At 49.3% G+C, this 24,408-nt stretch carries 30 protein-coding genes and 1 tRNA gene; 7 read left to right on the plus strand and 24 right to left on the minus strand.

Annotation, left to right across the window (positions count from 1 at the left end; genetic code table 11):
* Positions 1–3 precede the first annotated feature (3 nt).
* Together NGM62_RS07955 and NGM62_RS07960 are read left to right on the plus strand one after the other, a co-directional pair.
* A complete protein-coding gene (locus NGM62_RS07955; RefSeq protein ID WP_262246991.1) occupies positions 4–429 on the plus strand; it encodes a DUF551 domain-containing protein in 426 nt (141 codons plus the stop codon).
* On the plus strand, positions 416–622 hold the full coding sequence (locus NGM62_RS07960; protein ID WP_262246992.1) for a hypothetical protein: 207 nt from the start codon (positions 416–418) through the stop codon (positions 620–622). The genes NGM62_RS07955 and NGM62_RS07960 overlap by 14 nt, the downstream gene beginning before the upstream one ends.
* Here the strand turns inward: NGM62_RS07960 and NGM62_RS07965 are convergent.
* The 22 genes from NGM62_RS07965 to NGM62_RS08070 form a co-directional block, all read right to left on the minus strand.
* Positions 609–2,336 carry a hypothetical protein gene (locus NGM62_RS07965; protein WP_262246993.1) on the minus strand — a complete coding sequence of 576 codons (1,728 nt, stop codon included), beginning with the start codon at positions 2,334–2,336 and terminating at the stop codon, positions 609–611. The two genes, NGM62_RS07960 and NGM62_RS07965, sit on opposite strands and share 14 nt — an antisense overlap.
* A gap of 1 nt (position 2,337) precedes the next feature.
* Positions 2,338–2,538 (minus strand): hypothetical protein, encoded by a 201-nt coding sequence (locus tag NGM62_RS07970; protein ID WP_262246994.1) that lies wholly within the window; start codon positions 2,536–2,538, stop codon positions 2,338–2,340.
* 155 nt (positions 2,539–2,693) lie between these two features.
* Entirely contained in the window at positions 2,694–4,136 is a 1,443-nt protein-coding gene (locus NGM62_RS07975; RefSeq protein ID WP_262246995.1) for a phage portal protein, read from the minus strand.
* A 10-nt stretch (positions 4,137–4,146) separates the two neighbouring features.
* The gene (locus tag NGM62_RS07980; RefSeq protein WP_262246996.1) at positions 4,147–5,739 is read right to left on the minus strand and encodes a hypothetical protein; all 1,593 of its coding nucleotides are present in this window, start codon (positions 5,737–5,739) and stop codon (positions 4,147–4,149) included.
* The gene (locus NGM62_RS07985) at positions 5,696–6,217 is read right to left on the minus strand and encodes a transposase (protein WP_262246997.1); all 522 of its coding nucleotides are present in this window, start codon (positions 6,215–6,217) and stop codon (positions 5,696–5,698) included. The genes NGM62_RS07980 and NGM62_RS07985 overlap by 44 nt, the downstream gene beginning before the upstream one ends.
* Before the next feature lie 4 nt (positions 6,218–6,221).
* The gene (locus NGM62_RS07990; RefSeq protein ID WP_262246998.1) at positions 6,222–6,773 is read right to left on the minus strand and encodes a ParB/RepB/Spo0J family partition protein; all 552 of its coding nucleotides are present in this window, start codon (positions 6,771–6,773) and stop codon (positions 6,222–6,224) included.
* 48 nt (positions 6,774–6,821) lie between these two features.
* Positions 6,822–7,205 (minus strand): endonuclease domain-containing protein, encoded by a 384-nt coding sequence (locus NGM62_RS07995; RefSeq protein WP_262246999.1) that lies wholly within the window; start codon positions 7,203–7,205, stop codon positions 6,822–6,824.
* A 103-nt stretch (positions 7,206–7,308) separates the two neighbouring features.
* Positions 7,309–8,829, minus strand: a complete 1,521-nt coding sequence (dnaB, locus tag NGM62_RS08000; RefSeq protein ID WP_262247000.1) for a replicative DNA helicase — start codon at positions 8,827–8,829, stop codon at positions 7,309–7,311.
* Positions 8,826–9,770, minus strand: coding sequence for a DUF4373 domain-containing protein (locus NGM62_RS08005; protein WP_262247001.1), 945 nt, complete (start codon positions 9,768–9,770; stop codon positions 8,826–8,828). The genes dnaB and NGM62_RS08005 overlap by 4 nt, the downstream gene beginning before the upstream one ends.
* A gap of 1 nt (position 9,771) precedes the next feature.
* Entirely contained in the window at positions 9,772–9,969 is a 198-nt protein-coding gene (locus NGM62_RS08010) for a hypothetical protein (RefSeq protein ID WP_262247002.1), read from the minus strand.
* Positions 9,962–10,270: a hypothetical protein gene (locus NGM62_RS08015; RefSeq protein ID WP_262247003.1), complete on the minus strand. Its 309-nt coding sequence runs from the start codon at positions 10,268–10,270 to the stop codon at positions 9,962–9,964. The genes NGM62_RS08010 and NGM62_RS08015 overlap by 8 nt, the downstream gene beginning before the upstream one ends.
* Positions 10,267–13,464 carry a DNA cytosine methyltransferase gene (locus NGM62_RS08020; RefSeq protein ID WP_262247004.1) on the minus strand — a complete coding sequence of 1,066 codons (3,198 nt, stop codon included), beginning with the start codon at positions 13,462–13,464 and terminating at the stop codon, positions 10,267–10,269. The genes NGM62_RS08015 and NGM62_RS08020 overlap by 4 nt, the downstream gene beginning before the upstream one ends.
* A gap of 89 nt (positions 13,465–13,553) precedes the next feature.
* Entirely contained in the window at positions 13,554–14,297 is a 744-nt protein-coding gene (locus tag NGM62_RS08025) for a hypothetical protein (protein ID WP_262247005.1), read from the minus strand.
* 30 nt (positions 14,298–14,327) lie between these two features.
* Positions 14,328–14,750, minus strand: coding sequence for a hypothetical protein (locus NGM62_RS08030; protein ID WP_262247006.1), 423 nt, complete (start codon positions 14,748–14,750; stop codon positions 14,328–14,330).
* Positions 14,751–14,761: 11 nt separating this feature from the next.
* Complete coding sequence (locus NGM62_RS08035) at positions 14,762–15,496, minus strand: MBL fold metallo-hydrolase (RefSeq protein ID WP_262247007.1); 735 nt, start codon at positions 15,494–15,496, stop codon at positions 14,762–14,764.
* A gap of 1 nt (position 15,497) precedes the next feature.
* Positions 15,498–16,595 carry a recombinase RecT gene (locus NGM62_RS08040; RefSeq protein WP_262247008.1) on the minus strand — a complete coding sequence of 366 codons (1,098 nt, stop codon included), beginning with the start codon at positions 16,593–16,595 and terminating at the stop codon, positions 15,498–15,500.
* Between the two features lie 170 nt (positions 16,596–16,765).
* Positions 16,766–18,775 (minus strand): AAA family ATPase, encoded by a 2,010-nt coding sequence (locus NGM62_RS08045; protein ID WP_262247009.1) that lies wholly within the window; start codon positions 18,773–18,775, stop codon positions 16,766–16,768.
* Positions 18,776–18,785: 10 nt separating this feature from the next.
* Positions 18,786–19,127, minus strand: coding sequence for a hypothetical protein (locus NGM62_RS08050; protein ID WP_262247010.1), 342 nt, complete (start codon positions 19,125–19,127; stop codon positions 18,786–18,788).
* On the minus strand, positions 19,124–19,384 hold the full coding sequence (locus tag NGM62_RS08055; protein WP_262247011.1) for a hypothetical protein: 261 nt from the start codon (positions 19,382–19,384) through the stop codon (positions 19,124–19,126). Before NGM62_RS08055 ends, NGM62_RS08050 begins: the two co-directional genes overlap by 4 nt.
* A gap of 18 nt (positions 19,385–19,402) precedes the next feature.
* Entirely contained in the window at positions 19,403–19,699 is a 297-nt protein-coding gene (locus NGM62_RS08060) for a helix-turn-helix domain-containing protein (RefSeq protein WP_262247012.1), read from the minus strand.
* Between the two features lie 35 nt (positions 19,700–19,734).
* Positions 19,735–20,001: a hypothetical protein gene (locus NGM62_RS08065; RefSeq protein WP_262247013.1), complete on the minus strand. Its 267-nt coding sequence runs from the start codon at positions 19,999–20,001 to the stop codon at positions 19,735–19,737.
* An 8-nt stretch (positions 20,002–20,009) separates the two neighbouring features.
* The gene (locus NGM62_RS08070) at positions 20,010–20,642 is read right to left on the minus strand and encodes a response regulator transcription factor (protein WP_262247014.1); all 633 of its coding nucleotides are present in this window, start codon (positions 20,640–20,642) and stop codon (positions 20,010–20,012) included.
* A gap of 83 nt (positions 20,643–20,725) precedes the next feature.
* Here NGM62_RS08070 and NGM62_RS08075 point away from each other — a divergent pair, with 83 nt between their 5' ends.
* The 5 genes from NGM62_RS08075 (at position 20,726) to NGM62_RS08095 (ending at position 23,649) form a co-directional block, all read left to right on the plus strand.
* Entirely contained in the window at positions 20,726–21,253 is a 528-nt protein-coding gene (locus NGM62_RS08075; protein ID WP_262247015.1) for a hypothetical protein, read from the plus strand.
* 122 nt (positions 21,254–21,375) lie between these two features.
* Positions 21,376–21,831 carry a hypothetical protein gene (locus tag NGM62_RS08080; RefSeq protein ID WP_262247016.1) on the plus strand — a complete coding sequence of 152 codons (456 nt, stop codon included), beginning with the start codon at positions 21,376–21,378 and terminating at the stop codon, positions 21,829–21,831.
* 606 nt (positions 21,832–22,437) lie between these two features.
* A complete protein-coding gene (locus NGM62_RS08085) occupies positions 22,438–22,986 on the plus strand; it encodes a hypothetical protein (RefSeq protein ID WP_262247017.1) in 549 nt (182 codons plus the stop codon).
* On the plus strand, positions 22,983–23,396 hold the full coding sequence (locus tag NGM62_RS08090) for a hypothetical protein (RefSeq protein ID WP_262247018.1): 414 nt from the start codon (positions 22,983–22,985) through the stop codon (positions 23,394–23,396). Before NGM62_RS08085 ends, NGM62_RS08090 begins: the two co-directional genes overlap by 4 nt.
* Positions 23,386–23,649, plus strand: coding sequence for a hypothetical protein (locus NGM62_RS08095; protein ID WP_262247019.1), 264 nt, complete (start codon positions 23,386–23,388; stop codon positions 23,647–23,649). Before NGM62_RS08090 ends, NGM62_RS08095 begins: the two co-directional genes overlap by 11 nt.
* A gap of 159 nt (positions 23,650–23,808) precedes the next feature.
* Here NGM62_RS08095 and NGM62_RS08100 read toward each other — a convergent pair.
* Both NGM62_RS08100 and NGM62_RS08105 read right to left on the minus strand, forming a co-directional pair.
* A tRNA-Lys gene (locus NGM62_RS08100) sits at positions 23,809–23,881 on the minus strand.
* Between the two features lie 127 nt (positions 23,882–24,008).
* Positions 24,009–24,356: a hypothetical protein gene (locus NGM62_RS08105; protein WP_262247020.1), complete on the minus strand. Its 348-nt coding sequence runs from the start codon at positions 24,354–24,356 to the stop codon at positions 24,009–24,011.
* Between the last annotated feature and the right edge of the window lie 52 nt (positions 24,357–24,408).

The raw sequence follows: 24,408 nt of genomic DNA on the forward strand, positions 1-24,408 counted from the left end.
AAGATGAACTGGATTAAAGTAAAGGACAAACGGCCGGATGAAGATGGCAATTATTTGATTTGGCAAAGTGATAGGTATCAATCGAAAGATGGAAGGAGTTACGTTTCCTCAAGCCCCATATTGGGCGGCTTTGCAAACGGTGAATTTTATGAGATCATTCACGATGTCCATGAGGTTGTCGAAGGCGTTACCCACTGGTGTAAAGTAATCCCTCCTATAGAGCAAGAGCGTGCGAAAATAACCGGCGAGCTCACCCAGAAGCTGCACCGTCTTCAAGTAGGTGAGACTTTAAAATTATCGAAGGAAGAGGAGTTCGCGTGGGGACTTCTCACCCAGACTTTACTTAATCACGAACCGTTTAACAAAAACAGTTATCGTATGGATGGGCGTGAGTTATCGATAACCTTGATTCAAGATGAAAACGATTGATATTTTAGAGAAATACCGCAAACAGGACCCGAATTATGCCGACACATTACTAACAGCGTTAATGATTGTTGGAGAAGAGGAGTTTTTGCGGGTGCTGGGGGAAGCAGAAAAGGCGGAGAAGCGACTGGAGCTTACCTACCCTATCCCTTTCGATGTCGGACCTTCCGACCCCAGCGGCGTTAAGATTGTTTAATTCCCAGCAGCTGATCAATTAGCTTGATCATATCTTCGTATAGGTCTGGTGCGAGCTTTTTGAACACCGGATTCCCCTTGAACTTATTCTCGAATGCGTGGGCGATAAATTCAGCCTCTGAAAAGCCTTTTTGCGCAAAGTATGCCTTGCTATGGCCACGGCCGAAATTGCTATTGAGCGACATGATGGTGTCGTCCAATGCTCCCACTTGATTCATTCGGTCAAATTTACCCGCCATGCTAGCCTTGCTTCCCATTTTCCATAAACCGCTATGAAATTCCTTGTATAGCTTATCCCCGTCTTCTGAGTATTTTTTACGATACTTATCCATCAGGTCTTTGACTTCGGTTTTTCCCCTCAAACCCTTCTCCCAATCCAAAGCGTGGCCGTATTCGTGGTAAACAACTGATTCTGCCATCCACTTGCTTTGCTTTCTCCGTTCATCCAATGGAATTCGGACATACTTCTTGAGCGGATTGAAGTACGCCCCCTGATGAGTATCTTCCAGTTTAAACTCAATACCGCTATCCAGGTGATTGAATATCGTTTTGTCTACCGTCACGCCCAGTTCCTTTTCGTAGACATCAAGCCCCTTAGGAACGAATGATGCGGCGGGCACAGGTTGAGTCGTTACGAACCTCAACCCCTTCCCTACTTTGCCACCGACATAGTTATCCTTGATGAAGTAGGGCGTGCTTTTAGCCGTGAGAATGCGATCGTTGTTATCGGCCATCCATTTGACGTATCCGGCGGGCATGGATGTGATCGCCCCCGCCGCTTCATTCGGCAGACCGACTGGCTCATCGTTCAGAATAGCTATGATGTCGTCACCGATATCGTCATCCGATTTGAGGATCGGTATCGCGCTGCACCGGCATTGCGGATGCCAGCCAGTGAACTTGAAGTCCTTCGGATACTTACCGGCCAGCTGGGCACACATCGGGCAATGGTTCGGGTTGTTGGAGAGCCGGATCTCCATGCCGATGATGAAATCCATCTGCCCCCAACGGTGGTAGTCAGATTCCCGGTAGGCCATATTGATTTCCGTGCGCGTGAGCCGCATGGCGTTCTTGTAGCTGGATCGGTACACCCCCTGACCGGGGTGATAGGCTTGCGCATTCTTGCTCAGGTGCAATATGCCGTGCTTATCCCGCACGCGCCGGAAAAGCTTCTCAGGATCCTGCAGGTTGGAACGCAGGTCGCGGCTTAACGCTGCGGCTGACTTCCCCTCTCCCAGCCCGAGATCGATCCCCATTTCGATTTCGGACTTGAATTGCTGCGTTTGCTTCCACACACGGTCGGATAGATTCATCCCTGCGGATTTGCGGTTTTGGAACGCTTTAAGCGCCTCTAAATTCCGGTCGCGGTATTGTTCCAGTTGCTTCCTTCCGATGCGGCTGGAGCCGAATATCGCATCCACAAGCCTATCGTTGTTGGATGCCGCCTGTAGCCATTCATCTTTATCGCCTCGAAGCACCGTAGCCTCAACGGATGAAGCCATCTCCGAGAACAGGCGATTGGCTGTTTTCTGGGTATTCCGGTAAGTGGCAAACGAGAATGGCTTGTTTGGGTCGAAATTAGCTGTTTTGGCAAGCTTTGCGAACTCTTTAACCGCATCCGCATAGATTTGGTCAACCGCGCGCGCATACCGCTCGATACGCAGGAAATGCGCCCGTTCGAGCGCACTATGGTTTATGTTGCGGAACTTAGCCACATTAACTTAGCTTTTCCACCATGTCCGGCTCATGCGACAACTCGAACTCATACGCTGCACAGGATTCACGGCCACTGGTAACGTGGTAGACTACTGCTCCGGGCCTGAATTCAATCTCACAGACGATATATTTCAACTGGTCAGGATCGGTGACCAGGTAGACGATATCGCCGAAGTCGTATTTACTAACGAACGTGGCCACTTATCTCTCCTTCGGTTTCTCTGCTAAACACTTCTTGCACGTCACGTTGGCCCATTGGTACGAATACGATGGATTTGCTACCGGCTTCTGGGTTTTGTTGCACGGGATGCCCGCATAATGCACTGCTTTGCTCTTCGTTGCCATATCGTTAATGATTAAAAGGTTTCCTCGAATACATCCACCGTTTGCCGCGCTTTGGTTTCCTCCTGGATCTTCCTGTAATCATCTTCCGGGTTGTCCGTGAGCGGTGATCTGCGGACTGACTGCTCGTGCGATATCACCGGCTGGTTGCCGTTGGCAGCAAGCAGCGTATCGACCATTTCTTTCAGATCTTCGATCATGTACGGCTCGATCTCATCGTCCAGATCCATCTCGTGCGCCGTGGACTGGATAGGCGTGTGCAATAGGCCGGCATAAGATAGGATGATGCTGTTTCGCCTCTGCAGATACTCGGTGAACGTCTCCTCTTTGTTCTTGACTTTCAGGTGTGCGTCCAGAAAGAGCAGCTTCAACGCAATGCCTGAAATCGCCCCCAATCCTTTTACGCTATCGAATGATATGTTGGGCGTCTGGGTAAGTGAGAAGATCTGCCCGAGCAACGTTTCTATCTCAAGCCTGACGGATTCCGGTGCATGGTCCCATGACAGGTAGCTCGCCTTGCTCCCCTTTTCGCCCTGAAGTATGGCGCCGGCATCCCCTTTCTTGGCAAACCCCTTTAAAATTCCCTCAATGAATATCTTCGGGCTGGCGTGGTAATCGTTCGTGTCCGCGAAGTTGGACAGCAGCTTTTCCAGCCGCTCAATCAGGATTTGTACATCCGCCCACTCGACCTGCGGCTGTTCCGCATAGATAAACGGTATCTTGCCGATGGGAATCGGTCGACGCTCCTTGAACCGCCAATCGTTTGCGCTCAACGAATCACGGGTGAAAACCATCTTTTCCTCATCTGTGTAGGCCTCAAAATAAGTCGTACTGACATTGCCCTCGACGCGGGTATATTCCAGGCTGAACGCGACCATATCCCCGGTCTCATCCTTGCGGGGATAGAGTTTATACCCGGCCAGTGGGGAATATATCTTGTGCCGTAGCTTGTAGGAGGTACTGACACCGTACTTGGTGTACCGTTCGGCGGGCACCGCAAACCAATATTCTGCCACCTCCGTTGCACTGAAAAGAGCACGGGCTACCCGCCGGTTAGTAGAGCGAGTTTTATTGGCTTTCTTGATCTTGGAAACGATATTGAATACAAGTTTCTCTATATCGCTATTAACGTCCCCCGACATCTTTGGATCATTCCCGAACAGGAACGCGATCGCGCGCTCCACAACGAGCTTCTGCAATGCCAGCGCAATCCTGTTAACCTTCTCCTTGGCCGCTTCTTCATACACATCCATTTTGCCATTAGCGCCCTTCTTGTACTTCTCAACGATGATATCCTTATCCCTTCGCAGGTTTTGATCCATCACGTCATGGTCCATCGGATTGAGTTGCTTCTTGAACAACTCCACATCCGGCAGCGGCCGTTCCCGCTTCCTCAGATTCTCGATCAGCGCGTCTATCGTATTTTCGCCCTTGGGCATGAAATCGGTTACCTTCATGTCTTATCGCTTAGAAATATCCGGCAGGGCTCGCCACCGATTCGAGCCTGCTTATGGGGTGAAAAGTATTGGCTAATGCATCAAAGAGGTCGGTGGACCTCCCAAGGCGCTTTTTGATATCTTCTTTCGGTTCGATGATCACGGAACCATTGGACTGGAATTTCCATTTGATCTCGATGGCTTCTTCTTTCAGTCGTTCGCTGGGTGGAAGCATCGCCCCGGTCTTATTCTTCGGATCCAGCCAATCCCGTACGGCCCAGAATAGATAAGCGCGCATGTTGGCAAACTCATACTGGCCGGTTATGTCTGTGAGCGGCTGCTCGCCCTCATCCTTTGCGGATTCAGAATACTTACAGCTGATCACGCGGTCACCATAACCCAGCTCGATAAGACGGGAATACACCCCGGCACCTTCACCGATGGTATCGATGCTACTGATGGCTTCGTGGTCGTTGGCCAGCACGTTGGCAATCCGCCCGGCCGTCTCCATGTGGTCGGCAACGCCGGCGCTGTTCGTCTCATAGAATTTAGCCACGATATTGCCATACCGGTAGCAGTCAACCGAACTATCCCGGCCCATGCCGGCGACGTCATTGCCCATGATCAGCTGATCGGAATAGTATTCGTAGGAACAGCTGGCGTGGAACTCCTCCCAACGCTGTTCCGCTAGTTCTATCCATTGTTCGGGGATCAGGTTATCCTGACCTACCTTCGGAAATTTACCCAGCACCTTGATGCGGAAGATATCAGTAGGACGGTACCATTGGCCTTCGAACTCAAAGTCGTCTTCTTCCTCTTTGACCTCATCAATGCGGATGGGTGTGCACCAGTTGGATATCTTGTCAATCACCCATTCATAGTCCACCTGACCGGGGATGATATGCTTTTTCTCCACCACATTGGGCGCTGTAAGGCTGTTAAGTCGGAATTTTGACCAGCGTTCGCCTTTTTGGCTTTTGGCTGCATATCCGATTGTTGTGTTCGGGTTGAATACAAGCAAAATACGGCTATTACCTTGAAGGTTTCCTTCAATAGCGCCAAAGGTATCATCACTGATACCCGAAGCCTCTGTGATGGCAAACATCGTATTCACCGCGTGGAAGCCCGACCATGCTTCATGGTTATGCTCATCCGCCTTAAAGCCCGTGAGAAACCACTCCACATCATCCATTCGGATGTCGTACGCGTTCAACCGGCCCGGCAGATGCACACCCCTGCGTTTAGCGGCGTTGTACAGCCGGGATATTTCCGGCATCATGATGTTCTTTACTTGGCGGTCAGTTGGTGCGGTCAGGGCTACCTTTGTGTTTGCGACGAGCTCGCGTTTTTGGTTCCACCTAGGCGTGAGGTAAAGAAAAGCGATCGCCACGCATGCCGTGACGAAGTCTTTCCCCCGGGCGGTACCGGATGCAACTGTTGTGCGTGGATTGTGCTGTACGGAATCGACTATCGCCCGCTGGTCACGGTCAAGATTCGCACCCAGCGCCTCATGGATGAACTTATTCCAATCATTTATCCATGACTTGACAACTTGCTCTCCCTTAGCGCGGTATTCTTCCTCACTCTTGAACTTCATCGCCCCCTCCTTCCTGTTCTTCATCATCGTTGGTGGTCGCGGCATTCATGAGAAAATCACTGAAGCCGATGTTGTGATTGAAATCGCCCTTAGCATCGATCGACTGGCGGTTTTTCCACCATTCGGGCTCACGATTCGTTAAGGCAAAAATGACCGCCGTTGTGCTCGGCATGATCTTCTTTTTGATGCGCTTTTGGGACTTGATAACAGGCTTACCCGTCTTGTCGTTCTCATATTCGGTCTGCACCTCCTCATACTCGTGGATATCAAGCAGTTTGGCTAGCCCAGACTTAGCCATATCCTTGAAAACTTCCCGCCGACAGTCCTCGGCGGCGCTTAAAGCCTCCGCAAATTCCGGCTTGGTATTCTTCCAATAGTAGAATTGAGACTCGGATAGTCCGACCTGTTTACAGGTGTCTTTCACGCTCCAGTCGCCGGTAGCAAGGAGCTCGCAAATCTTTTTTACGAGCGTTTTGGAATATTTGGTCTTTCTTCCGGCAGCCATGTCGTTACCCCTTTATCTCCACTCCTTCGATATCCCCGATGATTCCCTCGATGGCAATCCTTGCCTGGGCAAGCGATGTCCCGTTTTCGGCCTCGATTACGAACCTGAAAGTTTCAAGTTTCATCGGTTCATCGTCGGGCTCTTCCTCGGCGAAGTCGGGCATATCCATACCCCAATCAACAAGTTGCTGTTCATCCCACTCATTCACAAGAGCATCCCAATCGTTATCACCATATCCGATATTATCCTTAATGACAATAGCTTTAAGCTTCTCAATTGGAGTATCACTTGGGATGATTTTACAGGGCACTTTCTTCATGCCGGCCTCAATGCAGGCACGGAGCCGCATGTTGCCGGCAATGGCGACGTAGACGTCGGCATAGGGGAAAACAAGGATTTCCCGTAGACCCAACATCTCGGGATCATCCTTGACAGACTGGACCAGCTTCGCGAATTTCTCATCACGGATGGTCCGCGGATTCTTAGGTAGGCCGGGAATCTGGCCGTCATTGGGCCAGATATCAACGGTTGGTATGAGTTTCGATGTCGCTTGCATACGGGCACATGTGGTGTTGCCCAAATTTCAGCGATATAATCCGATGGATTACAATTGATTTGAAAATACAGAGCTTTTTCGCTGTGCCTCAACAGTTTGTATAGCTTTCCTGATAAGATTTAAGGTTTCCGATGTGCAAAGTTCCTGCGGAGTGCGCCGGATGACAATCCAACCGTCTACGGCGGCCAAAGTGAGCTTCTCCATGTCCCGCAGGATGTTGGAGGGTCGGGAATGGGCTCCGCCTCCCTTCATCCATACACCACCGTCTTTTTCCACCGCGATCTTGTATTCGGGAATGGCATAATCAAACCGGAAGCGGCGCACCGGGTGGAATCGGTACTCGGTCACGATATCGACTTTGATATCCGACCTGACCAAGGCGCAAAAGAAGTCTGTTCCCGGTGCTTTCGGCTTCTTTTTCTTTCGAGGCATTTTAAGCCCCTTAGAGCGATTATTTTTCTTTGGTGTATTGGGTATCATCTCGAAGTGTTATCGTGTCGTGCGCTATCGTTTGCGTTCGTTTTTCGGATATGTTTCAAAACGGACCGTCATCGTTGAGATCATTCATCGATGATGACCGTAAAGTTGGAACGTTGCCGAACCCACCATCGAACTGTTGATTTGGGGTGATTCCGTCGCTCGGGGACGAGAATCCATCCCAGCTTTGCCCGGCATCCCAATCCGTGAATCCGGTCGTATTCTTATCAAACCTCACCTGGATGTCGTCACAGGCTCCGTTGCGGTGTTTTGCCACAATGATCTCAGCTAGCCCGTCGGTCGACAAGCCGGATTCATCCTCGTGGATGTCGTAGTACTCCGGGCGATAGAGAAACATCACGATGTCAGCGTCCTGCTCGATGGAGCCTGATTCTCGCAAGTCGGAAAGCATCGGCCGCTTGCTGTTGCCGGGGCGGCTCTCCACGGCGCGGCTGAGCTGCGACAATGCGATGACCGGGATATCCAACTCCTTGGCTAGGCCTTTCAGCGTCCGGGAAACGAAGCCGACTTCCTGCTCGCGGTTTCCGTTCTTGCCGCGGGCACCGGTCGTGATAAGCTGCAGGTAGTCGACGATGACCATCCGGATGCCCTCCTTGCGTTTCAGGCGCTTGGCTTTGGCGCATAGCTCGGTGATGCTGATTCCAGCCGTGTCGTCCCAGTGGATCGGTAGCGCGGATATCGTCGACATGTGGTGTTCCACCTGGGCCCAGTCTTCGGGGCCAAGATGCTTGTTGCGGATCCGGCCGAAAGGTACTCCACTGACGATGGATATTTCCTTTGCGGCCAGCTGCTTGCTGGTCATCTCCAGCGAGAATACCGCAACGGGATTGCCGGCCGACGCAGCGTTGATCGCCATGGTAAGCGCGTTGGAGGTTTTCCCCATGGCTGGCCGTGCAGCCAGGATGATCAGATCGGAAGGCTGCCATCCACCGGTCAGCTCATCGAGCTTGGTGAATCCCGACGGAACGCCGGTCAGGTTCTTCGTTGGGGATTGCTGGTACCGGCGGATATCTTCCAGCGCTTCCCCGACCACCTCGACGTTGGAGGCTTCCTTGCGGCTGGTGATCTGGGTGAGCAGTTCGTCCCGGCTGAAATCCGCGGCGGCCATCGTTTCGAAAACATCCTCAGTGTCGTCGTAGCACGCCTCGATGATCTGTATGGATTGCCTGATCAATTCGCGCTGCACGTACTTCTGGGCGACGATGCGGGCATGGTACTCGATGTTGGCCGATGACACCACGCGGTCGGACAACCCGGTGAGGTAGTACGCACCCCCCACCTTTTCGAGATTACCCGATGTCCGCAACGCGGCCGTCACTGTCAGTAGGTCGATGGGTTCGCCGTCCAGCGAAAGCCGGGCGCATTGCTCGAAAATCAGCTGGTTTGCCTCGACGTAGAACATTTTCGGGGAAAGGATATCAGCGATTTCCATCATCGCATCTTTCTCGAGCAGAATCGCTCCGAGCACGGCTTCCTCGAGGTCAACGGCTTGGGGCGGGATCCTTCCGGTTCCATGCTGGAATTGCGAATGTTCTCGCATTGCCACGGTCTTGGTCATATCCCGCACCTCCTGCGCTCAGTATTCGACATGTTGTCGCGGTTCACCCATCGACCGAGTTTCTCTATCCAGCGCCAATCGCCGGGGAAATGCGGTTTGACGGATTTATTGAAACGCCAGCTATTGTCCGATGGATCCGGTTGGTTTGGAGGGGCCAACGGTCCTGAATCAGCGGTCTTGCCCAGCTCGAGCTGTTTCCGTACCCAATGATGGGCATGCGTTTTTGCATCGCTAATCGAACTGGGCTGTTTGCCGGTACCACGCAGGAACCTCACGAAAGCTGCGATCCATTTCGGCACATCCGCCGGGTCAGACATACCCAACGACGTTCCGAAGTCACCATGCCAAATCGTTGCGGATAGCAATTCACTTTCCACCTCATCCAACGTCGGAGGATTCCACGGTGGTTTGGGGGGAACCGAAGGATCGTTGTCGCCGCCGTCGGGCGCACCCGCGCTATCGACGTAGTCGATATTCTTTACTTTACTTTCTTTTCTTTTCTTTTGTGTACTAATGTCTACATTAACTCCCTTTGAAGCGGGGTTAATGTCTACATTAACCCCGTTTAACAACCAATAATGTTCACATAAAATGTTTTTGCGTCTTTTTACGGCTTCCAGGTACCGTTTCTGTATACCTTTACTCGTGAGTACGTAATGCTCCCGAAATACAGACTCATCGAAGAACCCATACTTAACGAGCTTACCGATCACCTCATCGATAAGGTTTACTGACAACCCGCTCAAACGAGCGAGCTTGTTTTTCAAAAGCTCCGAGTACTCCACGAAATAACCATTCCGGTATATTTCACAAAGTAGCCGCAGCGTGATTATCTCGCCTTTCACAGCGAACTCCCCCGAGATGGCCAACATCTTGTCACTTTCAAATATGTCAACGTCCAAGGGGAAATAATCCAAACCTAATTTTTCAGGTCTTGCCATTTTATCCTTTCAAAAATTTATACTCCAAATATTTCGTTTTCCCCGCCACGTAGCCTATCAGGATGCATCCACCCGGCCCCCGGAAACCATCGTAGCAATCTTTAGCTGCTTCGTAATCTATGAATCGCATGCAAGGGAAACCCGCTGCCACTACCTTGAATGACCCGCGGTTAATGTTGAGCTGTCTTTTCTTATGCATTCTCAATAATTTCATAATCCGGACAATGGAGGCCGTAAACCTGCGGCGTGATATCTTCCAGACTGCAATTGATAACCGTTCCGTTCAGATAATAATCCTGCGTGAAGGGATGTTTGACGGTACCTGTAACCATATCACCATCCACCCTATCTATACGCATCCTAACCCTGTAGGTGTATCGATGGCCGGGTAAGCTATTCGCGGTTATTTCGACGTACTCACCTACCTTTGGCACCCAAGGGCGATGGGTATAATCTTGCGGAATATGCGTAGTCGGAAACTGTATCTGTAATTGTGTCATGCCGCATCCTGTAAATCATCCAACTTCAATCCCATAGCTTCATACCAGTCTTTCACGACTTTCGGCACCACACTGTTTCCGATGAATTTCTTTTGGTCTGACTGATTGCCAACCAATACGTAATCACGCGGAAAGCCCTGTATCGGCAGCAGCTCATCAACTTTAAGCATCCGCATCTTGACATCGGATATGTTATACAAGAACATGAACTCGATGATTTTAACGCGGATAGACGACTCCCCTTCCCCGGTAATTAGGAATTGCCAATCCTCATCATCAAGGAATAATGGCGCATCGAATACCATCATAGGAGTATTATCCACCTGCATTAGGTAAAGAGGAGATTTATCCTGCCGGGCGACAATTACCGGGCACGGCACTTCGGTTGACATGGTATGCCCCCCGTGGGACGGATTGACGATGTAATAATGCCGGCGACTGGCCAATAGTGGCGGCGCAGGCTCGCTGATATCCTTACCTATATTGCCGTAATTCGGATTAAGTATGAACGGTTTAACATGGACCTTTTGATGTTTGTCGTTTGTCATCACGGTACCGGCCGGCCGATCTACTGATTGGTGATTATACGGACCATTGTAGTTTTTATCCAGCCAAACCACCTGGGCTTTGGTAAATCGGTCTTTCGTGGTCAATGTTCCCGCAGGCTCGTCTACTGATTGGATGTTGTCGCCGTTACCGTAATATTTGGCAAGGAATGCGGTGTTAACCAACCCCAGTTTATCGCGAGTGAGCAAAGTGGGACATGCGTTATTGATATCGGCGCATTCACTTGAATGGTTGTAGTTCACCAAAAAGAAAGGTTGCACCAGCGTTTGGCCTCCCACCGTTGTGACGGTGCCGGCTGGGCCGGTTACGGGTATCACTTTTCCTTCGGGTCTGCCGGAATAGTATTTCTGAATGAAGCTACATTGTATTTTAGCATGCGTGTTGGCTGTGAGCACCGATCTGCATGGCCCGTCTAAATCGGTATTCCGCGTATCAGGCTTACCGCCGTTGTAGGTGGAAAGAAAAGCTTCTTTGCCGCCAGCCACGTATTTAATCAATCCCGCATATATGCGCTCTAATGTCCTTGGAGATAAGGGCTTTTTGCGTTTGAAGATACTGATACCTTCATCTTCGAAGTCCAGCACATCTTTCACCGGCATCCACTTCTTTAAACCTGCTCCGAACAAACCTTCTTTCTTAGGATTTTTGGCGTGTGTAGGTGTCGGCCATACGATAGGAAGATCACCTTTTGCAAAGCAGCCAAACAGCCTGTTACGCGAGGTGTATGCACCGAAATCCGCGCTATTAAGCTCCCGCCATTCATCACGGTAGCCCATAGCATTGATGTCCCGGCGCCAGCGCAACCATTCCGAACCATTACGGCGGCTTACCGGTTTACCGTTCTTATCAAGCGGCCCCCAACTCATGAACTCCACAACATTCTCAATTTGGACATAATCGGGATTAAGCGCCGAAATATACCGGGGCAAATTTTTGAGATGTACGGCAACAATGCGGCCGGGGGCCATGGTACGGAGTAGTTCGGGCAAAAGGAAATCCAGTTGCCGTGCGAATTGCCGGTTATCGATGTTATGGCCGTAGTCATTGTAATAGTTCGTGTATTCGTAATGGGTTCCGAACGGGAATGAACTGTTGATCAGATGGATCGAATCATCCGGCACATCCATCCATTCATACGTGCAATCGGTCGACACCAGCCGGTAATTTTGGCCAGCGTATTCTTTCCGGTCGATCTTGAACGTGCGTTTGCGCTCCTGAACCATCGATGTGTGGTCAAGGCCGTGCTTCTGTGTAAGCGAGCGCAGCCATGTCCGCTGCTCGTTATGCAGCTCCCATTTTTCTTTCAGGTTCTTGACAATGGTATATTCTTCAGGCAGGTACAGGATGTAAAAGTCGACGGCTCCGCCTTTGCAGAAAGGTCTGTAAATGCGCTTAAGCATCTGGTATAGCAGGTTGAAATCGTTGTTTATACCCATCAATATCGCCTTGCTACAATGGCGCTGGAAGTTGCACCCTACACCGCTGATCTCGGGTTTGGTCGCAAGGTATTTCAAATCTCCTTTGGTGAAATCTACGACTATCCGCTCTCGGTCAGATTCTTTCATTGAACCGTAAAGCGCCGCGTAGTTATCGCCCTTGAATACTTTGTTCAGAGCAGCTTTTTCGTCGTTCAGATGGTGCCAGATAATGAAATGGTCATCCGGATTGTTGCCGATTATCTCCATGGATTTGGCTAGCCTAACATCGATGCTTGCTTTCTTCAGCTTGGCGTTCATCGGTAGGTCATTACCGCCGGTGTCTGCCACAAGACGCGCCTGTCCGTTCTTTTCGATTCCAGCCTCGATGGGTTTATCCATTTTGACTTCGATCCAGTGCACACGCAATTCGGGCAACTCATACCCCTCATCGGAAAAGCCGAGGTCTGACGGAAATTCAATGGCCACCATCCATGAATGCACCCATAACCAGAAATCCGCTTCGTGCTGGGGATGCAGGGTAAGCTCACCGGCTTTGGTTGAATTGCGTTGGAAGAATTGCGTAAGGATTTGGCCGCGGTCAGCAATTCCCAACACATGGGCATAGTTCACCAATTCTAATACCTCATTGGGTGACGGGGTGGCCGTAGCAATGTATTTGTACTTTACGTTTTTCAGCTGTTTTGCGAGGGCATTAGTCGTATCGCTGGCCATGTTCTTGACGTAGTTGCCCTCATCGAGCCATACAACAGTAAATGCACTGAAATCAAACCTACCGTCCCTGACGCGCTCATAATTGGTCACTACGATGTCGCATGGGCTGGCCATGGCCTCATCGGTACTGGTTACGTACGCCAAGGGGATTCCGAGCCGGGCACCCTCTCCTACTGCTGGATCGGGATTAACAAACGTTTCGCTCGCGCCCAGCTCTGTGACGATAAGCGCCTTTCCACCAAAGTCCTCTTTGAGGATTCTGCATGTTTCGATTCCCATGTGTGTTTTACCGGTCCCGCAGTCCGGTGCGATCAAAGCGGCTCCGATCTCCAGTCCCCAACATATAATTTTGCTTTGATGGGGCTTAGTGGACGGATGGAGTCTCGATGGATCTATTCTGATTCCGTGTTTCTCTGCAACCCTGACTTTGGATAGCAGGAAATCTGTATACTGTTCTTTCTTCTGTTCGATTGTCATTTCAACGTTGTTGCTGCGTTAAAAGTGGGCGGGGTCAACCCTGGGGTCAACCCTGGGGTCAACCCTGGGGTTACCCCGCCCGATGATTGTTACTTTTCGATTATCACGATGTCGGGTGCTATTTGCCGGATATTGTCGAGCACCTGGTCTATGGCGCTATCCCTGATTTCTTCCAGTGTATCGTTCGCTTCCGGGGAAACCAGCGTGCAGGTCAGGTCATCGGGATTGAAGTATACTTCCACCTCGAAGGTTTCTTTCGGCATGCCCTTAAAAATAGGCATAACAACCTTGAAGCTTTCAGGTACATTGGATTCGACGGTCTGCTGGAGCAACACTTTGCGGTTGCCACGGTCGTCGTTCGCCTTTTCCATGTCCTTTTCCACCTTGGCCTTGAAATTCTTCAATGCGGACACCAGCTTCATTGCTTCCTGCCGGTTCTCGAAAGCGGACCGGTTCATCTTGATCAGCTCAGCCATCTCATAGGTCGTGATATACCGGCCACTGTTGATACCGAACTTCTTGAATGTGGGGTGCGGGGTGATCATGCCAACGATATGGCCCTGATCATAGGCATTATCCTCATTGAAATAGAGATGCAATTCGAGCTCTTCCCGGCTGACGGTGATATGAGCTTTCTTTTGGTCAATTTCATCAATGCGTTTTTGCAGGAACCGGAACGGACTATCCAATGTGCCTGCGATTCTAACTTTGATCGGCTCCAGTACCGGTAATGCATTACCTTCCCGGATGATTAGCTCGCATGATTTTGTGTCATTTTCGGTGACTTCCAGTATCGCCTCTTTGACGATTTCGTTTTTTACTTCTTTGTCCATTTTTGAAAATTTGTGTGGTGAAAATTTGGTTTAGTCCTCCGTCCCGTTGCGAAGCGCAAACAGTCCGCGCTGCCGTTCTTCAGGGGCAATGGGTCGGGATTCGATCAGGTCACCGATGGCGTTATAGTACTCGACGCGACCGGCTTCGTGATCTATGAACTTGAAACACTCCTCTGATACCAGTGTGGCCCGCTGCTTGATGTTTTTGAGCAGCGATTTCTTTTCCGTTTTCAGCGGATCGAATTTGGCCTTAAGCTGTACAGCGATCGCTTTCTTCTCATCTTCGATATCATCCATTTCTATGGATACCGTGGAAAGCCTGTTTTTCATGGCCACGATCTCCTCTTCGGTGAACTGCTTCATGTAGCTCATCCTTTCCGGGGCGTCGCAATTGTCCCGGAGAAATCCTTCCCGCTCACGTAGCGGAAGGTGCTCTGCAATGTTCTTTTTCATTGTTGCTGTGATTAAAATGGTGTTACGTTAAAGTTGTTAATTGTTAGTCCCGCCGTGGCCACGGTCACCGTCTTGCACGTTGCGTCCTCGATCATCCGCTGGAAAAGCTTTGCATCGCTGTTTCGGTCGCTCAGGTGGATCAGCACGATATTGTTGACCTTGCGGAGATCGTTAGCCTGAAGCGTCTGTATGCACGTCTCCACGCTCATATGGTCGTTGATCACTCGATCACGCAGGAACTTCTTGTCCGATAGCGTCGTGTCAATGATATCCTCACTGTAATTGGCCTCGATAAGGATATTTGTAAGGCCAGGGAAACGGTAATCACAGAATGTCGTGTCCGTGAGAAACAACGTGGTGCCCATTTCCGCATGGCGTATCAGGAAGCCGCACGGCTCAGTCGTATTGTGGTGCGTATCAAATGCTATCACTGCAAACGGACCGAGATTGTATGCTCGCCCTATTTTCATCGGGTTGTATCGATGACTGTACGACCCGAACGCCCGCAGGGTCCCAGCCGTGGCCCAAATATCCAGCCCAGCCTTCACCGCCCCAGCCACGCCATTGCTGTGATCTCCATGTTCATGCGTGACGCATACACCCACCACCTTAGATAGGTCGAAGTCGAGCGCCTTCTTTACCTGCTCAAACCGTACCCCGCACTCAACGATGAGGGTATTACCCCCATCGTCGGTGAACAGGTAGCAGTTGCCCGCGCTATTACTATTGATGACGTGCAGCCGCATGTTAGAAATTCAAACTCGGTTGCATTCCAGCCTTTACATCACTCCCACCGTTAGCTTTGGCCGGTTCCGGCTGCTTTTGCTCGGGTTGCGGCGCTTCCACCTTTTCCGTGGCCGGCGGTAATTCGGATTGCTTGTCGTCATCAACCACCTCAGCATCTTCGAACGACATTTCTTTACGGTTGGCGTTTCGGTTAATGTCAGTTGCCACCCGCTCTGAAACCGGATCGGAATCGATGGTCCGTTCGGCCTGAATTGCCTTAAGGTAATGCTCATCGATCTTTTCGCTATCGATGGTGATTGCATCAAATGCCGCGCGCTTGATGGTTTTCCATGCCATCTCCTCATACCATCCGTCGATTTCCTCCGTGCCGGCACGTTTGCCGTTAACCCACTTCGGCTTCTCACCTCCCCAAAACTCGGCTGACGCATACTTAGGTTTTCGCTTGTCGATATCTGCCTTAGAGAACACCTTTACTACGTTCTTCTCGGGCCTATCGTAGTAAATATGTGCATAGAATCCACCGATTACTGACCCTCTATTGAAGGGTTCGAGCCGCTTGAATTCGTATGATTCGACACGGTTGTTCAGGTCTTTCTTTATCAGCCGAAACTTATCTGTTTCATACACCAATTCGATCACTACATCATCCGGCACCTCATAGCCGTACTTCCGGGCTTTTAGCTCGATACCGTCGTAGCCCATCATGAAGGTAATATCATACTTGCCGGTGTGGCTGTTCTTGTACGGGATCAAGTTGATGTGGTTTTTCTGCAACGGATCAAGTCCGATGACAGAATACGATATCACATCCAACGCCAACTGTTGCATGTTGACGTTATTCCATGAATACTCCAAATTGTCGCGCTCCTCTTCACGGAGCTTCGCATTCTTTTCCTGCCTTTTCGTATCGGCAGCTTTCAAAACCATGTCCAATTTGATGAAGTAGTTCTGAATGATCTTGCGCTGGAAATTTGTCACTTTGGACACATCGCCTACCGTCGCTGCGAATTCCTTCATAACGGCTCCCATGAACCGCTCACTCGCCGTCGGTGTTGGAGCCTTCTGAACCCCTGTTTGCTGCTGCTGTTGATTACTCATTTTATTGTTGCTTTTAATTTGTGAATACAATGTTTCAATGTCGATGCCGGCCTCGGCATCTTGATTTTGTCGCACCACATCACCCCCGGATAATCACTGATATGCTGATATATGCAGCCATTGCAACTAACCAATGGAATGGGTTTATATCGTGCGACTTTTTTGGCCACTTATGCTACCCTCAGCTCCTTATCTTCCGGTGAAACAATCAGATTTATAACCTGCGCCGCGGTATCGGGTATCTCCGAGACAGACTCGCGATTATCTAAGAAAACAGGGGCTGTCACCCCATGGTGTGCCGACAACGTATTAATGATGTCGATCCCAGCCTGGATCTTAGCGGCGTTATTGGCATCCGGGAACGGCACACCGTCCACCAGCGTCACGCAGGTAGGCTCCTCACCGCCGTTGATCAGCCGGTTGAACATACGGAACTTCACCAGCTTGAACATCGAATTGACACGAACTTCCAGTTCATCCGATTTCGCCTTATCGAACTGCTCCATGATGAACTCCTGCTTCTCATGGTCTGCCAACTCCTGGGATAGCACCTTTTCCCGGTCTTTAAGCTCCTTGATGCGGACGTCCGCGCGGGTATTGGATTCGTTCACATGGAGCTTGCGGCGCAGTGCGTCTATTTCAGCGCTGATAGCCGCCTTGCGGGTGCGCATATCCCCGAAGTCGTGCGCCGGTCTGTTGGATAGTTTACCTTCAAGCTCGGCGATTTTAGTCAGGTTGTCATTGTATCCAGTATGCGACACCAGCCTCAATTCAACGGACGCAACCTGTGCGGTGCCTGCATCGTTCGCATGCGCAGCATCCAGTACCTTAAGGGCCTCTTCCAGCTCAATTTCCAGCCTATCAAGACTCTCGGCCAATTTGGACAGCTCCTCGGCATACCGTTCCTGAACCTCGGAAAGCTGCTTCTTCACTGCGCCCAGCTCCTTGGCGAGCGACTGGCCATGCTCGTTGATGGCATTCAGTGCTTTCGTTTTATCCTCGATGAAGTGCTGGCGGATGGTCTCGATGTCGTCCACCTCATGGTGCACCTTGCCGCAGCTGCATTTGCAGACGGTCATGTTTTCGTCGAGCTCCTTTGCATTGGTCACCCGGAACAGCTCGCGCTGGTTTTCGATACGCATGTTAAGATCGCCTATCTCCTTGTTCAATCGATCTATAGTCGATCTGTTCGTCGAATCGATCTGGTCGTGGAGACGCTTCTTGCTTTCATAATCCTGTTGGAGCGACCGGACACGGCTCTCTGCCTCATCCCGGCTACGGTTGGCTGCGGCAACCTCATCGTTATAGGCGCGCTTCAATTCCAGTTCGATAGATTGGTTGGCCAGCTTCCGTTCGTTGATGTCCTTACGGATGTCCATCACCGCTTTGTTCTCCGCCTCGGATGCCTTGACGATATCGGTGATAGCCTCCTCCAACTGGTCGTGTTCGGATTGGAGGCTTTTGATTTCCGCCTGTACCGCGGCTTCATCCACCGGATCCAATTTGCTCCGCTGCTGCTCATCAATCCGCCCCGGAATATCTTCCAGCTCATCCTTTATCTTTTTCTTCTTAGACGATAATTCCGCCTTGTATTCCTTGAATGTTTTACCCGACAACTGGTCGAGCAGTTTGCGGAACCTGGCATCTTTGGCGGCGATATCCTCATCGGTAATGGTGCCTGCTATATCCTCCAGTACCACACGGCGGTCCTGCCATTTCAGCGAGTTGAAGTAAAGCGGATTGGTGATCAGCTTGAAGGTGCTTTCCGGCAATATGGCGTTGACCTTGTGCTGGAACTCCCCGGCCTGCAACGGCACCTCATTCCAGAAATACAGGTGCTCGTTGCCGGTAAACTCGGCCTCCTCCTCCCCTCTTTTCTTCACCCACTTTTCCTTGTGGATGTGACGGATGGTGATTTCCTCACCATCCACAACCAGCACGCCGGTTACCTCGTTTTCGATGCGGCGGGCCGCGTCACCCTTTGCATCGAGCGGTTTTATGCTGAAATCCTTTCGGTCGGCGCTGTCTTTCCCGAAAAGCAGCCACGTGAATGCATCGAATAGAGTGGATTTCCCGGCCCGGTTGGCCCCGTATACATTAGTTACGGATTGGAAGTCTATATGGTATTTCTTGATACCCTTGAAGTTGACGATTGTCAGTGATTTGAGAAATATATTCATGATTAATTGATTATTGATTATCGACTGGTTGCAGTTCGCGGAACAGGAAGAAAGCCGTAACCTTCTGCCCCATCACCTCGGTTTGCAGATTGAATCCTTTGTAGCTATTGTCCTGAACGATCGTGCCCACAACAGCACCGGTACCGGCCAGCAATAGCCACTCCTCACCTTTCGCCATGATGGCGTAATGGGTGTTTCCCTTCCGGAATACGAGGCCGGGCTTGAAATCGGCCTTCTTTATGCCAGTTTTCTTATCGGCTACGATCTCCTCGTTGGCGGAATATCGGCCTGCCAGGTTAGGCGCCATACGGGGTGAGAAGCGCGCTATTTCACGTCCATTAGCGGCAGTCATGATCGCCTCCTTTCCAGTTCAGCCTCGGCCTGTAACCGTAGGCTCTCCATTTTCAGCATAGCGTCCAGTTGCTCCACCGGTATCACGTATACTTCGATAGTACCGGCGACCATCATGCGGGCGCCCTCGGCTTTCCGCACTTCTTCCCGGATGTACTGGCGCCATTCGGCGAAACCCTTCAACGAGGGATTGTTCTTGTTAAATTCCAAGGGATATAAACTCCTTACACCCATTGGTTTCAAAGTTGATTTTTGCATGTTGCTGCGATTAAATGTTTACTTATTGCGTTTATTGATGAATTCATCCAATGCCTCCCAGCGGAAACGAACGGCTTTGCCGACCCTGCAAGCCTTCAGCTGCTTGGAGCGGACAAGATTATCCACCGTACCGACCGAAACGCCGAGGTATTCGGCTGCGATTTCGCGTGTAGCGGGCTTTCTACGATCGTGTAACTGCTCGGCTGGTTGCTGCCGGGCTTGGCTCTTAGTAAGATCTATGAGTGTCGCCATCATCGATTCAAGGCGGCCTATCCGTTGATCTATGGCTTCAAAAGGATTTGGTATTTGTTGCATAATTCCTCCCTGTTTCGTCCACATGTGCCGGGTGTTTACCCGGCACGCTCTGCGGACTGTTGTTGCTGCGTAATTTCTTCCTGTGTGAGCCGGCGGACATGGAACTTGCGTGCCCCCGTTTTGCTATCGGTCGATGTCCACGTTTTAAAGGATAGATCGGGCCTTTCATACTTCACCCGCCTAGATATCGCGTGCCGGATAGCCACTTCTTTTATCGTGTCATAGACGCGCTCCTCGCCTTCCTTGAACGTTTGAAAAATATCAAACCACGTTACTACTATTGGTTCTTTGAATTCCATCATATTGCTTATTATTCGTTTATCAATGCTTTTTTATATGCGAAAATCGCTACCTCCGTTTTGTCGGGCAGCCCCGTTTTATCCTTAATGCTTTTCAGGTGCGACTTCACGGTCTCCTGCGAAATGTTCAGTTCGTCCGCGATGATTTTAATGGGTTTGTTGCTAAGCTTCAACACCGCCATCTCAGCGCCGGATATCACACCGTTATCGACTTTCAACGCCCTGCATAACTTACCTTCGAAACGGCAGGTGCCTCGGAGCTTGCAATCGACAAATTCGGTGTAATGGACATTTCCGTCCACGTCAATGTCGGGCACGTCGTCCAATCCGGCAAAATTGCAGCCGATGAACCGTGGCACATGGTCTTCAGGCAAAAGGTTCTCCCAATCCGCAAGCGACTTCATCACATCGGGATTATTCAATATCTCCCGCTTCATTATCTTGATGATATGTTTCGGGAACAGTGGCCACACCCACGTTTTGAAATCATGGGAACAATACAGAACGCCATCAATCACAAAGAAATCGGCTCCCTTGTCTATCTGGCCCGCGTGTGGCCGCCTCGAACTCCTTATGTTGCTAAATCCTACCATTATGGGATTGTCTGTTTTGCGTTTTTTATCTATGTTTGTGATTGTGTTCATGCAAATATATATCATGTTATGATATAATTAATATCTTTTTTTGATATTATTTACAAACAATTGGCTATCAGCGAGAAAAATTTATGCTTGCTTCAAAAAAACATAAAGCCATACGGAGCATCACCGAGCATGTTGAGAGTATTTCAAACATGAATAGTGGTTTTCTGGTTCAAAGTAGACTAAATGCCATCGCTTCGGAGCTCAGGCTCTACTTTGGGTCCGAAAACAAAATATCCTCTAACATAGAGTATGAACGCTTTTTAGGTGACAGAGTGGAGGCGTACGGAAAAGAGGAAGCCGAGAGAATGATGGCAGTTCAAAGATCGAATGTCGTTAACTATTTAAATATCGCCATCAAGCAATTGGAGATAATGGGCCTATATAAACGCCCGAAATCAAACGTATTTGATGGCTTTTCAAATTACAAGATATTAACAATTGGGATCAGTTTAGTCGCGACATCTTTTCTAGCGGGATGGGGTTTTGGGGAGTGGCTCAACTCGTTTGACCTACGAATTTTGGAAGAAAAAAAGACGCGCGTCGAGGCATCAGGAAAATACGGAAATGAAGCAAATAAACAGGAAGCCAAGAAAGAAGAAAAACAGGATTAAATTTAGGCTTGATTTGGCAGAACAGGTATTTGCCTCAATTTTTTCGAGGAGCCTAAGAATCTTTTCGTCATTATCCATAACAAACGAGTTTTAGCAAAAATATCATTTTTTGATATAAATCAATGAGCGAAATAAAAAAAGAATTTGAAGAAAAAGGGATTTCAGCCTCTGATTTGGTTCGGGACTTCAACATGAAACAGCCGAACGCATCGGCTATAATAAATGGTACTCGCAAAGTAGGGCCTAAATTGGCAAAAAAACTTAATGAGAAATATGCGGTTGACATAAATATCCTTTTGTATGGTCGTAAGGCCGATGAAATGTCACAAGCAGAGCCTTTAGACAACAACAACTCAACATCAGAACTAATCCATTTCCTAAAAAAAGCGGTCGATGACAAGGATAGGGAAATAGAACGTATCATCGCCGACAAGGATAAGATAATCGAGCGCACAGAAGAATCCATGTTTCTATGGAAGGAAAAGGCCCTGAACTACGAGAAAAAAATCTCAGCTGATGTGGGAGATTTGGCTACTAAAGGGCAAGCCCGGCCCCATGTGGGGCGAGCAGGAGAATAGAATAGTGAACTGATAGGTTCTAAATAAAAGATTTTCAACTATATAGTTGATTTTCAGAAAATGCAAATCAAAGTTATGAAATATATTTATTGGACAATATTGTACTTATTTGTGTGCTCTTCAGGTTACTCTCAAATAGAAATTGATACATGTTCATTTATTGAAGGTGGGCCGGATAAGTTTTCTAATTTGTATACTTGGTATACACCTTCTGAAGACCCCAACGATGTACTAAAAACAAATTTCATCCAATATACGAAAGAGCTAAAGTCCGGTAGTTTTCGCTATACTATGTTGTTATCCGATATCGTTCATTCGATGCCTGATCAGGAGCGTGGCGTTATCATAATTTTGGAAAACGGCAAAAGGATAACTCGATCTAACCTACCTATTAAAACCGGTTATCTGGGCGTGAGTAGATCTGGATTTTCGCGATGGAGCATGACTCTTTCATTCTATCTTAACAACAGCGAAGTCGACTTGCTGAAAGCAAATCGAATAACCGACGTCAAGTTGGGTTCATATAGCTATGAAAATATTAAAAATTCTTCCCTCTACCATGGATTTTTTAAATGCTTAGTCAACAAAACAAAAAACTAATTGACAATGGTACGTAAAAAGGACCTCGGTATTTTCGGCGCTTTCGTGGGCGCAGCGGTAAAGTTAGGCGTAGCCGCCTCCAAGGGTGTTAGTCGATCGGTCACCCAATCAGAAAGGCAACGGAAAGCTAATCAATTTCGGCAACAAGTAGACTTCGAAAAGAAGTTATCTAGCTATAAGAGAGTGCTCGACGAAATGGATGCGTTTGCAGAGAAGCAAGACGACGAATTAACGTTGTTAAAAGCAGAGAATAAAGCTTGGGAAAAGGATTTTAATAAGGTGATGTCCTACCGTAAAAAAGCAATGGATTTTGAAAAAGAAGGCAAACTAATGCCTGCAATTAAAAACCATCTAAAATCCATCGAATTGGCAGAAAACAGTGAAAGACTTGGCTATAACAACTTTGCATACGGAATTACGCGAGTTGTCATATTGTACGGAAAAATAAAGGATAAAGAATCACTTCGCGAATTCCTCACGGAATGCATTAGGAAATATCCGAAAGCACCGGAAATATCCGATTGGGAAAAACGTCTTTCAAAAATCAAGTTATGACCCTCGCCACCCGCATCCAACACCTCATCGACATCAAAGCCGCCGGTAATAAAACCCGCTTCGGTGAGATGTTGGATTATTCTCCTCAATACCTGAATAACATTTTAAAAGGAGTGATCGGTCTTACCGTAGTGGAGCGGATCCTGCGGACCTTTCCTGATATCGATGCGCGGTGGCTCATACTGGGAGAGGGCGATTCCCCTATCCTTGCGGCTACGGATGTCAGGCATGAGCTCCACGCCCGGATCAATAAGCTACTGGAGCTTGACCGCTACCTGCCCTATATGACGCCACAGGAGACGGAACGGTACCGGACAGCTATCACTACAGGTGACGATATCGATTTCACGGCCCAGCAGCTGTACGAATGGAAAAAAGCAATGGAAAAATCTAAAGAACATGGCTACTAGTGAAGAAATCAACAGGCGCTTCTTTACGGCGCTAGACAAGTTGATCAAAGCGCGCGAGATCAAGAGCGCGCGGCAGTTCTGCTCAAAGAACGGTTATCTGCCGACCAACCTTTCAAGGCTACGGTCTGAACCGGGCCGTGAGCTGCCTACGCGCCTGTTATCTGCTCTGGTTTCTGACCACAATATTTCCGGCGACTGGCTGCTGGTCGGAACAGGCTCCATGAAAAAACCAAAACATGTCCGGAATAATTGATTATATTTGCCGCGTTGCTGCGATTAAAAGTAATGCTTTTAGTTGCGTGGGCCCGGACCAAAATCCGGGCCTTTTTTGTTTAATTTGCTTCCATTCGCACAATTTCCGCACAGTATTTATAAAAAAAGCCGCTCTATTTAACTAGAACGGCTATTTACGTGACCCCGGAGAGGCTCGAACTCTCGACCCACTGATTAAGAGTCAGTTGCTCTACCAACTGAGCTACGGAGTCGGTTATTATTTTTCATTTGTAGGGGCTGCAAATATAAAAAATAATGGCTAGTCGCGTATTTTTTTGATTATTATTTTTCTGGTCCGCTAAAAAAAGGTGGGAGCCGGCGGGGCCATTAACCAGTCGATTAAGATGACAGCTCGTCTTGGTCATAACCGCCCGTACAATCCATACACGCGTTGCCGTAAGCGTTATATTCGTCGAAGGCTGCACCGGGTTTCCCGAAAAGTGTAATAATACGGTCCACCCTTATCCTCGTACCGGCATCTAGTAAGACAAATAAGCCTTCCTTATCAATATCCTTCAGTTCAACAACGGTACCCGCTGCCTCACATACCCCTTCCTCCCGACAGAAATAAAAAATCTTACCGATCGACTTTTTCTCGATAGCTTCTTCGATTACTTCACGGTATTCCCATGCCACGGGGAGGTACGATGGATCTGCCGGGTGTTTGAGGGTCATTCCTTGTTTCATTGTATATGTATTTATCGTTTAGCCGGCACCTCTAGCCGAGGGTCCGCGCTTT

The sequence above is a fragment of the Parapedobacter soli genome (genome assembly GCF_025460835.1).
Lineage (GTDB): Bacteria > Bacteroidota > Bacteroidia > Sphingobacteriales > Sphingobacteriaceae > Parapedobacter > Parapedobacter soli.

Excerpts from the sequence above, each read along its gene's own strand:
- NGM62_RS08105 (WP_262247020.1), bottom strand. The coding sequence starts at position 24,356 with ATGAAACAAGGAATGACCCTCAAACACCCGGCAGATCCATCGTACCTC.
- NGM62_RS08060 (WP_262247012.1), bottom strand. The coding sequence starts at position 19,699 with ATGCAACAAATACCAAATCCTTTTGAAGCCATAGATCAACGGATAGGC.
- NGM62_RS08090 (WP_262247018.1), top strand. The coding sequence starts at position 22,983 with ATGACCCTCGCCACCCGCATCCAACACCTCATCGACATCAAAGCCGCC.
- NGM62_RS08005 (WP_262247001.1), bottom strand. The coding sequence starts at position 9,770 with ATGGCAAGACCTGAAAAATTAGGTTTGGATTATTTCCCCTTGGACGTT.
- NGM62_RS08070 (WP_262247014.1), bottom strand. The coding sequence starts at position 20,642 with ATGAACACAATCACAAACATAGATAAAAAACGCAAAACAGACAATCCC.
- NGM62_RS07995 (WP_262246999.1), bottom strand. The coding sequence starts at position 7,205 with ATGCCTCGAAAGAAAAAGAAGCCGAAAGCACCGGGAACAGACTTCTTT.
- NGM62_RS08020 (WP_262247004.1), bottom strand. The coding sequence starts at position 13,464 with ATGACAATCGAACAGAAGAAAGAACAGTATACAGATTTCCTGCTATCC.
- NGM62_RS08055 (WP_262247011.1), bottom strand. The coding sequence starts at position 19,384 with ATGCAAAAATCAACTTTGAAACCAATGGGTGTAAGGAGTTTATATCCC.
- NGM62_RS08045 (WP_262247009.1), bottom strand. The coding sequence starts at position 18,775 with ATGAATATATTTCTCAAATCACTGACAATCGTCAACTTCAAGGGTATC.
- NGM62_RS08025 (WP_262247005.1), bottom strand. The coding sequence starts at position 14,297 with ATGGACAAAGAAGTAAAAAACGAAATCGTCAAAGAGGCGATACTGGAA.
- NGM62_RS07980 (WP_262246996.1), bottom strand. The coding sequence starts at position 5,739 with ATGATGAAGAACAGGAAGGAGGGGGCGATGAAGTTCAAGAGTGAGGAA.
- NGM62_RS08050 (WP_262247010.1), bottom strand. The coding sequence starts at position 19,127 with ATGACTGCCGCTAATGGACGTGAAATAGCGCGCTTCTCACCCCGTATG.
- NGM62_RS08030 (WP_262247006.1), bottom strand. The coding sequence starts at position 14,750 with ATGAAAAAGAACATTGCAGAGCACCTTCCGCTACGTGAGCGGGAAGGA.
- NGM62_RS08095 (WP_262247019.1), top strand. The coding sequence starts at position 23,386 with ATGGCTACTAGTGAAGAAATCAACAGGCGCTTCTTTACGGCGCTAGAC.
- NGM62_RS07990 (WP_262246998.1), bottom strand. The coding sequence starts at position 6,773 with ATGCAAGCGACATCGAAACTCATACCAACCGTTGATATCTGGCCCAAT.
- NGM62_RS08075 (WP_262247015.1), top strand. The coding sequence starts at position 20,726 with ATGCTTGCTTCAAAAAAACATAAAGCCATACGGAGCATCACCGAGCAT.
- NGM62_RS08065 (WP_262247013.1), bottom strand. The coding sequence starts at position 20,001 with ATGATGGAATTCAAAGAACCAATAGTAGTAACGTGGTTTGATATTTTT.
- NGM62_RS07960 (WP_262246992.1), top strand. The coding sequence starts at position 416 with ATGAAAACGATTGATATTTTAGAGAAATACCGCAAACAGGACCCGAAT.
- dnaB (WP_262247000.1), bottom strand. The coding sequence starts at position 8,829 with ATGACCAAGACCGTGGCAATGCGAGAACATTCGCAATTCCAGCATGGA.
- NGM62_RS08080 (WP_262247016.1), top strand. The coding sequence starts at position 21,376 with ATGAGCGAAATAAAAAAAGAATTTGAAGAAAAAGGGATTTCAGCCTCT.
- NGM62_RS08015 (WP_262247003.1), bottom strand. The coding sequence starts at position 10,270 with ATGACACAATTACAGATACAGTTTCCGACTACGCATATTCCGCAAGAT.
- NGM62_RS07955 (WP_262246991.1), top strand. The coding sequence starts at position 4 with ATGAACTGGATTAAAGTAAAGGACAAACGGCCGGATGAAGATGGCAAT.
- NGM62_RS08010 (WP_262247002.1), bottom strand. The coding sequence starts at position 9,969 with ATGCATAAGAAAAGACAGCTCAACATTAACCGCGGGTCATTCAAGGTA.
- NGM62_RS08085 (WP_262247017.1), top strand. The coding sequence starts at position 22,438 with ATGGTACGTAAAAAGGACCTCGGTATTTTCGGCGCTTTCGTGGGCGCA.
- NGM62_RS08040 (WP_262247008.1), bottom strand. The coding sequence starts at position 16,595 with ATGAGTAATCAACAGCAGCAGCAAACAGGGGTTCAGAAGGCTCCAACA.
- NGM62_RS08035 (WP_262247007.1), bottom strand. The coding sequence starts at position 15,496 with ATGCGGCTGCACGTCATCAATAGTAATAGCGCGGGCAACTGCTACCTG.
- NGM62_RS07985 (WP_262246997.1), bottom strand. The coding sequence starts at position 6,217 with ATGGCTGCCGGAAGAAAGACCAAATATTCCAAAACGCTCGTAAAAAAG.
- NGM62_RS07975 (WP_262246995.1), bottom strand. The coding sequence starts at position 4,136 with ATGAAGGTAACCGATTTCATGCCCAAGGGCGAAAATACGATAGACGCG.